The sequence below is a fragment of the Taibaiella sp. KBW10 genome, from assembly GCF_003852495.1.
Lineage (GTDB): Bacteria > Bacteroidota > Bacteroidia > Chitinophagales > Chitinophagaceae > Edaphocola.
The window spans coordinates 501,299-515,929 of record NZ_QAJI01000004.1; the positions used below are offsets into that span (position 1 = coordinate 501,299).

14 protein-coding genes are annotated in these 14,631 nt (G+C 42.0%); 7 read left to right on the plus strand and 7 right to left on the minus strand.

The genetic code is table 11. The features are described from left to right. Positions 1-17: 17 nt before the first annotated feature. Complete coding sequence (locus DBR32_RS09880; RefSeq protein WP_124636146.1) at positions 18-881, minus strand: hypothetical protein; 864 nt, start codon at positions 879-881, stop codon at positions 18-20. A gap of 42 nt (positions 882-923) precedes the next feature. Between DBR32_RS09880 and DBR32_RS09885 the strand changes: the two genes are divergently transcribed. Next, the gene (locus tag DBR32_RS09885) at positions 924-1,346 is read left to right on the plus strand and encodes an OsmC family protein (protein WP_124636147.1); all 423 of its coding nucleotides are present in this window, start codon (positions 924-926) and stop codon (positions 1,344-1,346) included. 21 nt (positions 1,347-1,367) lie between these two features. Further along, a complete protein-coding gene (locus DBR32_RS09890) occupies positions 1,368-3,515 on the plus strand; it encodes an FUSC family protein (protein WP_124636148.1) in 2,148 nt (715 codons plus the stop codon). Positions 3,516-3,623: 108 nt separating this feature from the next. Here DBR32_RS09890 and DBR32_RS09895 read toward each other — a convergent pair whose 3' ends face one another. Continuing rightward, positions 3,624-3,902, minus strand: a complete 279-nt coding sequence (locus tag DBR32_RS09895; protein ID WP_124636149.1) for a YtxH domain-containing protein — start codon at positions 3,900-3,902, stop codon at positions 3,624-3,626. Positions 3,903-4,058: 156 nt separating this feature from the next. Between DBR32_RS09895 and DBR32_RS09900 the strand changes: the two genes are divergently transcribed. Genes DBR32_RS09900 through DBR32_RS09915 form a run of 4 tightly spaced genes read left to right on the plus strand, consistent with a single transcriptional unit; the run spans position 4,059 to position 6,259 of the window. Then, entirely contained in the window at positions 4,059-4,376 is a 318-nt protein-coding gene (locus DBR32_RS09900; protein ID WP_124636150.1) for a rhodanese-like domain-containing protein, read from the plus strand. 1 nt (position 4,377) lies between these two features. Then, positions 4,378-4,941: a hypothetical protein gene (locus tag DBR32_RS09905; protein WP_124636151.1), complete on the plus strand. Its 564-nt coding sequence runs from the start codon at positions 4,378-4,380 to the stop codon at positions 4,939-4,941. Between the two features lies 1 nt (position 4,942). Further along, the gene (locus tag DBR32_RS09910; RefSeq protein WP_124636152.1) at positions 4,943-5,677 is read left to right on the plus strand and encodes a (Fe-S)-binding protein; all 735 of its coding nucleotides are present in this window, start codon (positions 4,943-4,945) and stop codon (positions 5,675-5,677) included. A 21-nt stretch (positions 5,678-5,698) separates the two neighbouring features. After that, positions 5,699-6,259: a thioredoxin domain-containing protein gene (locus tag DBR32_RS09915; protein ID WP_124636153.1), complete on the plus strand. Its 561-nt coding sequence runs from the start codon at positions 5,699-5,701 to the stop codon at positions 6,257-6,259. A 99-nt stretch (positions 6,260-6,358) separates the two neighbouring features. On the opposite strand, the gene DBR32_RS09920 is transcribed toward DBR32_RS09915, so the two are convergent. From DBR32_RS09920 to DBR32_RS09940, 5 genes are all read right to left on the minus strand, one after another. After that, entirely contained in the window at positions 6,359-7,393 is a 1,035-nt protein-coding gene (locus DBR32_RS09920; protein WP_124636154.1) for an LLM class flavin-dependent oxidoreductase, read from the minus strand. Positions 7,394-7,486: 93 nt separating this feature from the next. Continuing rightward, positions 7,487-9,097 (minus strand): bacillithiol biosynthesis cysteine-adding enzyme BshC, encoded by a 1,611-nt coding sequence (gene bshC, locus DBR32_RS09925; protein WP_124636155.1) that lies wholly within the window; start codon positions 9,095-9,097, stop codon positions 7,487-7,489. Between the two features lie 116 nt (positions 9,098-9,213). Continuing rightward, on the minus strand, positions 9,214-10,533 hold the full coding sequence (locus tag DBR32_RS09930; protein ID WP_124636156.1) for a citrate (Si)-synthase, eukaryotic: 1,320 nt from the start codon (positions 10,531-10,533) through the stop codon (positions 9,214-9,216). Positions 10,534-10,661: 128 nt separating this feature from the next. Further along, positions 10,662-12,476 carry a PD40 domain-containing protein gene (locus DBR32_RS09935; protein WP_124636157.1) on the minus strand — a complete coding sequence of 605 codons (1,815 nt, stop codon included), beginning with the start codon at positions 12,474-12,476 and terminating at the stop codon, positions 10,662-10,664. Positions 12,477-12,574: 98 nt separating this feature from the next. After that, a complete protein-coding gene (locus DBR32_RS09940; protein WP_124636158.1) occupies positions 12,575-13,741 on the minus strand; it encodes a proline dehydrogenase family protein in 1,167 nt (388 codons plus the stop codon). Between the two features lie 142 nt (positions 13,742-13,883). On the opposite strand from DBR32_RS09940, the gene DBR32_RS09945 reads away from it, so the two are divergent. Further along, a complete protein-coding gene (locus DBR32_RS09945) occupies positions 13,884-14,627 on the plus strand; it encodes a 1-acyl-sn-glycerol-3-phosphate acyltransferase (protein ID WP_124636159.1) in 744 nt (247 codons plus the stop codon). The last annotated feature ends 4 nt before the right edge of the window (positions 14,628-14,631 follow it).

Here is a 14,631-nt window from a genome sequence, read left to right on the forward strand (position 1 = left end):
GCCTGAACTATCCTTTTTTATTTTTTCCAGCCGATTTCGAAAGCCGCATAAGCATTCAAAAATACGGATTTAGGGTCCTGAAAAGCCATTTGGTGAATTTTGGAAAAGTATACTTCCACATTCATCCCTACTTCAACGCCTGCTAATCTTTTGCGCTTATCGGCATAGTCAAACTTCAATCCGGAGCGCAGGTGTAAACCCGGTACAAACTTCAATTCATCCCATCCTTTACGGTATCCGTATCCACCCAGTAAGCGGGTATAAGGAAGTACATCATACACTTTATCCGGATCCAGCTTTATATCTCCCTGAGAGCTTTCAAAATAATAAGGTTTAAGTATCCCCAAACTAAAACCACCAACGGTAGACCAATGAATAGACACCGTATTGGGCTCGGGTTTCCCGGCAATCAGTTTTTTATAACCTACGCCTATTTTCGCCTGATAAAATGTATTGATCTTACCATAACGGAACAACTCCGTGCTAAAAGCAGATAATAAAGGATTTTTAAACCTACCGCTACCTTCATAAGCAAACTCACGCATCTCTTTAGCATGTCGTTTTTCACCAATTTCCAATTGCAAAAACAATACATCAAAATAACGATCTATTTCGTGTTTTTCTCTATCGTTTTTCTTGATGAAGCCATAGTTATAATAGGCATTCCAACCATCAGTATTGATCCGAAAACCCAAGGCACGCTCTTTGGATAAAGGCTTAGGACCTTTTACCCTCGGCAATTTTTCCTGGGTATTCACCAAAACGACCGTGTCTGCTACGCGATTTCGATATTGTATTTTCTTACCCTGCTGGGCCTGAACGGAAGTCGTCCCCAAAAGAAGCACAGAAAATATTAAAGGTAATTTTGTAAATAAGTTCATCAAATGCGATTTATCTTTGTAAATTTATAAGAAAAATTTCAAATGACTTCGAAAATAATTTATAAGGGTGATTTACGCACGGAAGCCACACATTTACAGTCTGGCAGCGTCATAGAAACCGATGCTCCTACCGACAATAAAGGCAAGGGTGAACGCTTCTCTCCTACAGATATTGTAGCCACTGCATTGGGTTCCTGTATGCTTACGATTATGGGGATTGCCGGCAATACGCATAATATCAATATCGTGGGTACAACTTGCGACATTACTAAACTGATGGCGGAAAATCCTAGACGTATCGGGGGCATTAAAGTAAACCTGAATATTATAGGACAGGAAAGCTATTCCAGCAAAGAAAAAATGATCCTGGAGCATGCCGCTATGACCTGCCCCGTCATCGAAAGTTTGCACCCGGAAATAGAGAAAGTGCTTACCTTTACCTGGAACGGTGTGGCAGAAAATTAAACGTAAGATCAAATTCAGGCTTTGGGCATCAATACACAATTACAAAATTTTAAAAACCGGCTGGCAAATGAGATTGTAGAGCCCGCTTGGGGCTGGGGATTTCGTGTAGCCATATCGGTAACCCTTCCGGTGCTGCTCAGTATCTTTTCGGGCAATCCTAATTACTTCTGGATGGTCATAGCGGGAGAAACGGTTTCTATTGTAGAACTGAAAGGTTCTGCAGGCTTCCGTTCGCGCCTGTTGATCGCTGCCGTTATTTTTGCGGTCTTATTTACCATAATCGGCGGCCTGGCCGGCGGCCATCTCTGGTGGAGCGTCCTGCTGATGTTTCCTATTGCCCTGGGTTGCGGGCTTATGAAAAACCTGGGTGACTGGGGCTTAGGGCTAGCCATCAATATTTACCTTTTTTATCTTATATCCTCCTCCCACCCACCCCCAACAGTAGCTGCCTTTTGGGACAGGATTTATTTTGTGGGCTTAGGAGGCCTTTGGGCTTTGTGTGTAGGGGTATTTAGTTTTTCTTTTTTACCACAGGGCAAACCGTACCGCAGAACGATAGCACATATCTGGAAGGCAGTAGAAAACCTGATGGTCTTAGTCTCCAATGATTGGGATCTGGGTACCAAAAAAAGTTCCATACGAGCCATTTATCTTAAAGAGAAAGAAATCAGAACAGCTATTGACGCCTCTTTGGCTCTTTATGGCAATCTTTATGATGAGAAGAAACAACAGCCGGAAAATGAGCGCAAACTGAGCTATGCCAGAAGATGCGCCTCTATGGCGAGTTTACAGATCATCAGCATTACCAATAATGCTGCACTGCTCTTCAAAAAACCGTTGAGCCAGGCCTTTATCATTCAGATGCATACGATCTTAAAGGTATTAGAACAGCTGTCTAACAGGATGGGCTTTTATTTTTACACGATAAAAGAGGAAGAATTACTGCTGATCCAATCCCGATTAGAACGCCTGAATAAATTCAAAACGAACCTGAGCACTTTCGAAGAAAGTAAAATCCCCGAATGTGAACGAATCATCCATCACATCAACCGTTTTGCGCATTTGGTAGAACTGTCGGTAAAAACAGTTTCTTCGGAAAAAGAGAAGATGATGATCAGCCAGTATTCGCTGATGCAAACCCTCAATATCCTGCATCCAAAACACCTGCAAAACAATATTCGCCAGTTCCTGAACTTTGACAACCTTACCCTGCGTTATGCCCTGAGAATGGCGATTACCGCTACTTTAGGGCTCGGGTTAGCCATGTTTTACTTTCCCAATCATGGGTATTGGTTGCCGCTTACGATCATTATTGTGAGCCAGCCTTTTTTTGGGGCTACCTTAAAAAAAGGGATACAGCGAAGTGTGGGTACCATTGCGGGGGTGATCCTCGGTTCCCTGATCATGATCGCTCCTTATGCCCATATTACCAAACATTTCATGGTTGTGTTCGGGGCCATATTGATGATCTATAATCTGCGGAAGAACTATTCCTGGGCCGCGTTTTTCATTACTATATTTTTGATCGGACTGCTGTCTACAGAAAATCAGGTGAGTAATGCTTTATTAATCGAGCGCATTATCTCTACGGCGCTGGGTGCAGCCATGGCGATCATTTCGGGCTTCCTGCTCTTTCCATCCTGGGATAAAAAATTATTACCCAATTATCTCGGAAAGGCGGTCGCTGCCAATTACAAATATTTCCAGTTTTTATTTAATGCACAAGTCTCGGAACAGGAACAAAAGCCCTGGGTGGTTTATAAGATTGCGGCAGAATCAAGCAACAGCAATGCTTTCGATTCTTTAAACCGGTATATTACGGAACCGAAATACCGCAGCAAGAATGTAGGTGCGGCATACTTTACGGCAATTACGTATAACATTAGGATCACCAGAGAACTGAATGCTTTCATTGATGAAAAAGAGGCCATCGATACGGATGCCAATCTGATCACCGGCGCACCCTTGAAGCCTTTGCTCCTGCAGATTGATACACTTTTCAAGCATACCATCGCCCTGCTGAAAACAAATTACGCGATCGAAATCGACGAATATACCTTGTATCCTACAGCCCAATATGATGTGCTGAATATATCGGCACAGCAAAAAATAAACCTGGAACGCCTGCACATAGAACTATCGGCTTTGTATGCCAGTCTTGAGCATTAGTACCAGGATTAGTTATTCGTTTTTGTCCGGCCGATAATTGGAAACAGCTGCATACGATGCTTTAGATTTCCGTTTGTATTTAAAAATAATAAAATGGAGCGCCCTTTATCAGGCATCCAGTTCTTTCAGTACTTTTTGATTGTTTTCAATCAATTGTACGAGTTTTTTACGGTCTACTTCTGATAAGCTCACCGAATCATCTGCTAATATTTTGCGTAGCGACTCCAGTTCGTCTTCTTTTCCTTTAAAAATATGGTCGAGTTTCGATTTAATGCCTGAAGCTACATTGGCCACTGTTCTCCTTGTATTTGCCCCTCTGGAGGGTGCAAATAAAATACCTAAGGTAAAACCGCCGATTGCTGCCCATGAGAATTTTGATAATGCCATATGAATCAATTATTTTATTCGTAAATATACCCATTTTACCTTAGACCATTTTTCTAAAATTTTGCTAAAGCAACACACATATTTTTAACCTAATTTTTCCAAGAATGTAGCTATATTTTATTAGGTTTGCATCATCACACAAACAATTTACCTGTTATGACAAATACTACTGTACAAGCCGTAAAAGAAAGACTGGATAATGGCGAGCAATTGAACATTATCGACGTAAGAGAGTCTGCGGAATATTACAATGATAATATCGGTGCCATCTTGATGCCCTTAAGCAAATTAAGAAATTTTGAAGCGGATAATCTGGAAGACATCCTGGATCAGGAGATCATTGTGCATTGCCAAAGCGGCAAAAGAAGCATCGAAGCGTCTATCCTTATGGAACAAATGGGCTTTACCAATGTGGTAAACCTGGAAGGTGGAATTGTGGCCTGGCGTAAAGCTTTTGGAGCCGAAAATATTTAATATGCAAAACATAGAGCCTTACTACCAGTGGCGACACTTATACACGGCAGAGGAAGACCCTTTATCTCCCTTCTATGGCAGAACCTATAGTGAATTTGAATTCAGCCAGACTGTTTATAATTATTACATTCATCCGCAATGGGACGAATTCGGTTCTAATACCCTTTACCTCAAAATCTTATTTACCGATTACGAGGAAGGCTATACAATCATAGAATTTTTAGGAGAGTGGAACGATGCTATCGGAAATGATATCATGATGCTGAAGCGGGAGGTCATAGACCTGCTCATCAGGGAAGGTATTCGCAAGTTTATCCTGATTACCGACAATGTATTGAATTTCCATACGAGTGATGATAGCTATTACGAAGAATGGAATGAAGATCTTATGGAGGACGGTGGATGGGTAGTTATGCTGAATATGCCGGAACACCTGCAAAGGGAGCTCAGATCGGCCGGGATCAACCGTTATGTATTCTTTCAGGAATATGAAGAATGGCGCACGCACCAACCCCCAATTGTATTACAAAAGGTAGAGGAACAAATTTTAAAAAGGATAGGATAAAATGGAGAAGGCGATTCAGGTAGATATTTTCATTCCCTGCTTTATAGATCAGTTGTTTCCCGAGACGGGAATTAATATGGTTAAAGTATTGGAGAAACTAGGCTGCACCGTACATTACAATAAAAACCAGACCTGTTGCGGACAACCCTCCTGCAATAGTGGTTTTCAGGATGAAGCCAGAGCCATCGCTAAAAAATTCTGTAAAGACTTTGGTCATTCAGAACATTATATTGTGGCACCCTCCGGTTCCTGTGTGGGTTATATTGCCAACCAATACGATCATCTGCTCAAGAATGCAGCAGAGTACAATACCTTTAAGAAAATCAAACCAAGGTTGTTTGAATTTGCAGACTTCCTGGTTACCGTGTTACAGACGACTTCTGTAAATGCCGTTTTTCCGGCAAAAGCAACTTATCATGACGGATGCGGTTCGCTTAGAGAATGCCATATCAAATCGCAACCCAGGCAATTGCTCGAACAGGTAAAAGGCTTAAGCCTCACCGAAATGAAGGAATGTGAAACCTGTTGCGGTTTTGGGGGTACTTTCGCAGTGAAGTATGAAACCATCTCAATCGGCATGGCTCAGACGAAGGTGGAAAGCGCTCTGGCAGTCGATGCGGAATATATTATTTCCAGCGATCTGTCCTGCCTCATGCACTTGGATGCCTATATCAAAAAGCAAAATATTCCTTTAAAAACCATGCACATTGCCGACATACTCGCTTCGGGTTTATAGGCGAGTGCCCAAACATAAAAAATGGCCTCAATCAAATATCTTTTCCTGAGCTTAACCATCCTGTTGATCGGCACCTGTTCCTGGCAAAAAAGCTTTGCACAGCAGCATACACCTGCCGATACTGATACCACAGTATTGACACAAATGCGCAAGATATTTTACGGTTTAAAATTTAACGACATCAAAGACGATGCTTTGGTTACGATTAAAGACATGCCTAAGGATAGCCCTGTACTTATTATCTATTTCAAAACAGATTGCGGGCACTGCCGTATGGATGCAGAAAGGATGCCACAAATTGCCGCTGCTTATAAAATACCGATATGGATGGCTTCCTATCAAAGCAAAACGGAACTCAGTGCCTTTGCCACCGAATTTAAGCTGGACAAGGTACCGAACCTGCGTATCTTAAACGATTTCAGCAAGGGGATGCATAACTGGTTTGATTTTAAATATGTGCCCTTTATTGTATTGGTTGATGCGAAAGGTAATTTCATCAAAGAGTTTGACCGCCTGCCCAAACCGGAAGAACTGCAGGAAATAATCAGAACGAATGACTTTTTAGAAATGTATCAGAAGTAAAAAACGATTCGAAATAAGAAATAAACAGAAAGGCAGCCATGAAAATGGCTGCCTTTCTGTACTAAAAACTAAAAACCAAAACAAAAATGCGTGCAGGTCTTATTTACTTAATGCTTTTCTTACTTCCGGAGCCACTTTGGTCCCGAATAGTTCTATCGATTTCATCATTTGCTGATGATCTGGAGCACCCACATCCATATGCCCGATAAAACGGGTAATGCCAAACAATTCGTGCATGTAGAGAATCTTATCCACCACCTGAGCCGGTTCCCCGATAAACAATGCACCTTTGGGGCTACGTCCACCATTAAACTGTGCTTTGGTATAAGGAGGCCAACCGCGGGACGCACCGATGCGGTTCATTTGCGCCGCATAGTTTTGGAAGTACTGATCGCATTTCGCTTCTTCATCGCTTACAAAAGTATGAGAATGGATTCCGATTTGCATTTTTGATACATCATGTCCGTGCTTGATATACTCTGCCTTGTAGAACATCACCAAATGTTCAAACTGCTCCGGCATACCACCGATAATGGCCAGGATCAAAGGCAGTCCCAGTTTTGCTGCTCTTAAAATAGATTCAGGAGTACCGCCTACGGCAACCCATATCGGCAACTGACCGTTATTAGTTGCTCTGGGGTATACCGTTTGATTGTTAAGCGGTGCCCTTAATTTACCCGACCAGTTCACCACTTCATTATTATTGATATTTAATAAAAGATCCAGTTTTTCTTCAAACAATTGATCGTAATCTTTCAGATCGTATCCGAACAAAGGAAAAGATTCAATAAAACTTCCGCGGCCCACACCGATTTCCGCACGGCCGCCGGAGATCAGGTCTATGGTTGAAAAATCCTGATACACTTTTACCGGTTCTGCAGAACTCAATACCGTTACCGTACTCATCAACTTGATGTTTTTGGTAATGCTTGCCGCCGCTGCCAGTACAATCTCGGGTGAGGATACCGCATAGTCGGGCCGATGATGCTCCCCCATCCCAAATACATCCAATCCTACTTCATCTGCCAGTTTTATCTCTTCTAATATCTCTTGTAATTTTATTTTTGGATCCTGTGGTTTGCCCGTAGCCGGGTCAATTGCCAAATCTCCAAACATACCGATACCTAATTCCATAATTATTTATTTTATACAAAAATACACCAATGATGGTGCCCAAAACATTGATGTATGATAAGTTATGATTATAGTAGTCTATAGTATTGTTCCTTATTGGTATTGGAGCACCAAAAATTCTGTGCCATAAGGATGGGTATGCGCATAGAGATCTTCAAAGAAACGCTGCCCGTAGGTCAGGTAAAAAGGTAAAAAAGTATCATAACGCTCCTGCAAACTGTCATTCGGAAAGGTATGTTCTTTTAAAGAACGGATCTGCTGTACCTTGTCGTCCATCTTTCGCTTAACCGCTTTTAAAATCTTTTTCTCCAAGACCAGTACTTGCTTTTTCATTTTGGTAAACACTGCTTCTGCACTATGATGCAATTGATGGTCTAAACCGGATAGATCCGCTTTCGTAGCCATTTCCAATTGCTCCAGCTGAGCCTTTAGATCATTCACCTGCCAGGTATCATCACCATATTGTTGTACATATTGATTGATCAGCACTTCTGTCTTCTGAAATAATTCCGATAAAGAAATCTGCAATTTTTGTTGCAGCTCTATAGACTTACGCTCAATAATCAATGCCGATTGTCTTAAGACAATGGCCGGAAAAAATACCTGATAATGATGAAACAGCGCCCTGAGCTGCATCCAGTAAGCCACTTCGCTGCCGCCGCCGATAAAGGCAACATTAGGCAAGATCGTTTCCTGGTAAAGCCCGCGCAGGATTACATTGGGGCTAAAACGCTCGGGATGGTTATTTATTTCGGCACGCATAGCCGCGGCGTCAAATAAGAAATCCGTATTTAAAACTTGCCACTGCTCCCCTACCTGTTCTATACGCTCCCGGATATTATCCTTCATGTAAAAGAAATTGATGGGGCGAACAAATGCCTGTGCCGCATAAACAGCATTCAAATGGTCGGAGGTCTCGGTAACGATAGCCTGCGCGGAATGTTGGAACATTTCGTTTTCAATGACCGGGATAAAGGCTTTTTTGAACCGGTAATCATTCGCATCTAGCACGACCACACCCAGAAAACCGAGCAATTCATTTACCATGATGCGTGTGGCCTGTGCAATGGTATGGCCACTGCTGTAAGCGGTACCGATGATGTGTTTGATCTGCTGCTCGGGAACGCCTACCGGCCCTAAAACCTGGAACAGTTCTTTGATCAACGGTTGCAGGTCATCGGTATGCATACTGCCTACCGCACCGGTCTGTGGAGTGTTCCAGCGATACGTATTATGATTATAGCGAAATACACCTAGCTCGTCCAGATCATTATCTTCTGAACCAATATAAAATACAGGTACAAAATTTTGATCGGGATGTTTTGTTTTTAAATGCTGTGCGAGTTTCGCAGCATGAATTATTTTATAGATAAAATATAAATAACCCGTCATCAGGTTAGGCTGATGTGCGGTACAAATGGTAAAGGTATTTTCCTGTTGTAAAGAAGCAATGTTTTGTCTTACGATATCTGCAGCCTCGATAGTGCTGTATTGTTCCTGTAAAACGGAGACCAAAACGCTGCGGTCTACCGGAAACTGTTGCCGCAACGACACGGCTTCTGCTAAACCCTGATCATCGGGTGTAAAGGTGTAAAATGGCTTTAAGCTTGGCGCTGCGGCAAGGTAATCTTTTACCAAAGCAGAAAAATAACCGGTCTCTTTTATTGGAAGATATTGCGCAATGCAGTCAGCTGGATTGTCCATTACAAAATTCGTTTGCGCAAAAATAGCAGAATAATAGCGAATGTAATCTGCAATTTTTTCCTAAAAAAAATTAGCCCCCGTATGGAGGCTAATTCAATATAATTGTGATCAATAAATTAATCTTCTTTTACTTCTCCTTTGATAAAGGCTTTGATCCAATGAGTATCTACAGACTTAGGACGCTCCAGAGGGAATCCTAAGGCTCTATCCCAACATAAGCCGGCCAATACACCCAAAGAACGGCTTACACCGAAAATAACGGTATAAAACTCTTCTTCTACCAAACCAAAGTATTTCAGTAAAGCACCGCTATGAGCATCTACGTTAGGGAATGGATTTTTGATCTTACCGGTAGCACCTAAGATATCCGGAGCCACATCATATACATTCCATACCGTTTGTACCATAGGATCTTCAGGGCAATGCACTTTTGCAAATTCCATTTGTGCCGTAAAGCGCGGATCTGTTTTGCGCAATACTGCATGGCCATAGCCTGGTACTACTTTACCATCGGCTAAGGTTTTCTTGATATAGTCGCTGATCTGCTCTTTACTTGGTGCCTGAGTACTCAATTCAGCACACATTTCTTCGATCCATTTGACCACTTCCTGATTGGCTAAACCATGTAAAGGACCTGCCAAACCATTCATACCGGAAGCGAAACAAAGATAAGGATCAGATAAAGCAGAACCTACCAAATGCGTAGCATGTGCAGAAACGTTACCCCCTTCATGATCGGCGTGGATGGTTAAATATAAACGCATCAAGGCATAAAATCCTTTATTGTCATAACCCAGCATATGAGCAAAATTACCCGCCCAATCTAACATTCCGTCCGGTTGGATATGATCACCATTTTTATATTTTCTGCGATAGATATAAGCTGCGATGCGCGGTAAACGGGCAATCAGGTTCATACAATCTTCAAATATGAAAGACCAATAATCCTTTTTATTGATTCCGTTAGCGTATTCTTTAGCAAAGATGGATTCTTTTTGTAAGGCAGTGATGGCAATAGAAAATTGCGTCATCGGATGGGTGCCCACCGGCAATTTTTCAATTACATCAAATACATAATTCGGTACATGAGATTTTCTCGCGAAGGTAGCAGACAAATGGTCTACATCTTCAGCCGTAGGTAACTCTCCGATCAACATTAAATAAAATAAGCCTTCCGGTAAGGGTTCTGTACCGCCGGGTGCTTTAGGTAATTTTTCTCTTAATTCCGGTATCGAATATCCTCTAAAGCGGATGCCTTCCTCTGCGTCAAGTAAAGATGTTTCTGTGATTAGCCCCACAATACCTCTCATACCCTGATAAGCCTGTGCAATTGTCGTCTCTCCTAAAACTTTATTTCCGTGCTCCGCAATAATTGTTTTGATTTCCGCTGCTACTGAATCAGCTTTTACTTTAAACCTGTCTTTTACGAGTCCCATATTAAGTTTTTATTTATGAAAAATTCCACTCAATTTCTTTTTTGAGCGGTACAAAGTTAACTAATTATCATAGAAATCGGAAGAGCTCTTCTGATTTCTTAACAATATAAAAATATACCATACATAAGCTATTCTATATATTCTAAGGTAAAAGAAACGATACCCGTTTCCTGCTTATTTTCTTCCGGAAATGCCGCATTTTGCGACAGCTCCCACACATTATTGGTCAGGTACTCTTCCGTAACCCCTATCTTATATAAACATTCTTTTAAAACTTTTGAATAGTCATGTAACAAGCCCGTATCCGTAAGGCCTACATAACTGTTCATTTCCAATCCTACAATCTTACCGGAATAAGGTTTTAAAGCCCTGCTGATTGCAATACAAAAACTGTCGTTACGCAAGAGCGCACTATCTTTCATGTTTAGGGTCAGCAAAACAATATTTTTCTTATTGGGCACATACCCTTCAGGTACCAAACGGCATTGCAACGTATCCATAACCCGGAGCGTAGAAAGCGTTATCGTATCGGTCCATGATTTATAATAGTTATGGTTAATGGCCAGGCCATAGCGATTACCTGCGGGTAAAGTGGCATAAAAACTACCATCTCCACGGTTACTTTTCAAGGTATACAATACCTTTTCACGGACTAGATCGGTGATGGTAATCGTTGCTTTACTGAGCTGGCTTTCCGTTTCATAATCGGTAACCAAACCATACAATATAGCCATAGGTAAGGGTTTCAAGTGTTGGGGCAATTCGGCTTTATAGAGATCTAAGCCCCCAAAACCACCGGCCCGGTTTGAAGCAAAATAAAGTGTATTGCCTTCTATCGTTACCGTACCACAGAACTCGTCATCAGTTGAATTGATCGGTGTGCCCAGGTTCATGGCTTTCGTCCATTTACCATCTGCCTGCCTGACGGCCTCATACATATCATATCCCCCAAAACCCGTGTGTCCGTTAGAAGCAAAAAATAAAGTCTTGTTGTCGGCAGCAATCACCGGGCTCATCTCATCTTTATCAGTATTGATTTCCGGTCCCAGATTCTCGGGTACCTGCCAATACCCCTCTTTAAAATAACTTACCCAGATATCTTTCCCACCATATCCACCCGGACGATTACTGACAAAGTATAAAGCCGTTTCATCGGTCGACAGTGCCGGCATACCTTCAAAAGCAGTCGTGTTGATGGTATACCCGAAAGGACGTGGTGTAGACCAGCCTTTAGCAGTGGCATAAGACAAATACAGATCGCAGCCGCCCATCTCCCAGCCGTTCGGGCTGCGGTTATCGCACTTTTGATAAATCATGTATTTTTCATTGAAAGAACGGATCTGTGCGCCTTCTGGATTAGGGGAATTTAAGGGGAAGCCAAGATCGGCCGATCGGGACCATACCCCGCAACTATCCAGACGGGTGATGAAAAAATCTTCGTTGACACCGGCACTTCTGCGGGTAAAGATAAGATCATTGCTGAGTACCGAAAAAGAAGGGAAATAATCATCTTCCGCACTATTCACGCTATCTCCCAGGTTCACGACCTTGACATTATGCTTGTTATACCCGATCAATCGACCAAAATCAATGGAACGCTGCAAGGCGGCCACTTCTGTTTTTAACTGGGGCTTGGCATTAACCGGCATTTGATAGGTTCGTAAAACCGATCCTGCTTTTTCCGCGTTACCGGAACGAAATAGTGCATTAGCCCAGGGAATAGCAAATAACTGAGTGCCTCCCGAACAGGATTTTGTTCCGGACTCAAATATATAAGCGGCATCAAGATATCGTCCCTGGTCAAAATAATATTTACCCACAACACCATACACATAGGGAGCGTGTACCGCAGCCGCAAGGGCTTTCTTGTAGAAATTTTCTGCTTTCTTGGATTTGCCTTCGTTTAAGAAAGTATTGGCTTTGTTTAAATAGCGGTCCGCCATTGCCGAGCCTGATTGAGCATAAGTTTGCTCAAAAGCCGTTAACAGAAACACTAATATAATACAATACCTAAACAATATGTGGATGATTGATTTGTGTGTTAAGATTTTCTTCGCTGCATTTCTCTTTTGATCAGCGACAATTCTCTGCCGGTCTGTCCTTTTACAGAAGTATTTTCCTGTGCCCGGCGCATGAGGTAAGGGATCACATCTTTTACCGGACCATAAGGCAGGTATTTAGAAGCATGATAGCCTTCATTCGCCAGGTTAAAGGTCATGTTATCGCTCATGCCAAATAACTGTGCAAAATATACTTTATCCGTATTGTTGGGTAAACCTTGTTGTTTTAAGATATCGGCGGCGATCAGGCAACTGTCTTCGTTATGGGTACCGATAAAGGTAGCAATATCCTGATGATGGTGCAGGCAATAATGCACTGCAGCATTATAATCCTTGTCCGTAGCCTCTTTATTGGCCTGAATGGGACTTAAATAACCCATCTCCATGGCACGGTTTCTTTCCTTTTCCATATAAGCGCCCCGTACCAGCTTTGCTCCTAAGATAAAGCCTTTGGCCTTTGCTTTCTCATGCGATTTTTTTAGGAATTCGAGCCTGTCGTGACAGTATAGCTGAAAGGTATTAAATACAGTAACCTTTCCTTTATTATACTGCTCCATCATGGCATCGGTAAGATCATCCACCGGTTTTTGTATCCAGGATTCTTCTGCATCAACCAGGATCATCAGCTGATGATCGTTGGCCACACTGCAGATGGCATCAATGCGGTCTTTTACCCTGTCATACTCTTTAGTCTCTTCGGGCGTTAAGGGTGTTTGTGCATGCAACTTTTCTAATAATCCGAAACGGGCAAAGCCGGTAATCTTTATCGGAATGAATGGGATATTCTTTTGCGAGGCCGCATATTGAATCGCTTTAATAAATTCGGGAACGGCTTTATCAAACTCTGCTTCTCCATGTTTTCCTTCTACCCCGTAATCCAAAGCTACCCCGACATTATACTGCGCCAGCATATGTGCTGTAGCCGCTACTTCCTGTAAGGTTTCCCCGCCACAAAACTGTTCAAAAATAGTTCGCTTGATAATACCCTCTACAGGCAGGTTTATCTTTAAAGCCACACTGGTAAAGGCGATTCCTATTTTCGTAAGCGTAGAAGACGACATAGAAGAAAATAAGAAATGGGCTTGCTTAAGTTGTTTGTTGTTTTTATAGCGAAATGCTACTTCAGTATTGTCGAACGAAAGAGACATTATAAAAATAAATTTATAAGATATAAGATTTAAACGCAAATATAAAACAAAATGAAGCTTTAAAAGATTTTAAAATACAAGTTTTTAATTCACATTCTTAATGTAAGCTGTACCTTTGCCCCTAAACGTTTATATCCTCATAATGAATATATTCAAACGCGTATTCGGTCATCTCTATTTTGTATATGGGATGATTCTGTTTTTTATCACTATGCTGATTGCCCTTATTCCGGCAAGTATAGCCCTGTTGTTTCCCGAACCAAGGCGCGCCAAAATCATCCACCCCACTTACAAAATATGGATGAGTATTTTTTTACCCCTTGTCGGCTGCCCGGTAAGAAGGACCGGTAAAGCTCATTTTAAGAAAGGCGAAAACTATGTGGTCGTCATCAATCATAATTCCTTAGTAGACATTCCGGTATCCATGCCATGGGTGCCTGGTCCCAATAAAACGCTGGCCAAAATTGAAATGACAAAAGTGCCTTTATTTGGCATTATTTACCGGGCCGGTTCTATCCTCGTAGACCGCAAGAATGACCGCAGCCGTAATGAAAGTCTGACCAAGATGCAAGAAACCTTAAAAATGGGATTGCACCTGACCTTATACCCGGAAGGCACCCGAAACAAAACGGACAAACCCTTACAACCCTTCTATGACGGCGCTTTTATGAATGCTATTATGGCACAGAAACCCATTATTCCGGGTCTGATATTTAGTACAAAAGAAATCTTGCCGCATCATATTAAACTTTGGGCCTGGCCAAAAACCATTCGGATTCACTTCCTGGAACCTATACCTACTGCGGGTTTGGAACTAAAAGATAAAAAAGTGCTCAAGGAGCAGGTATACGCAATCATGGAACAACATTATCGTACAAATCGTTAGGCTT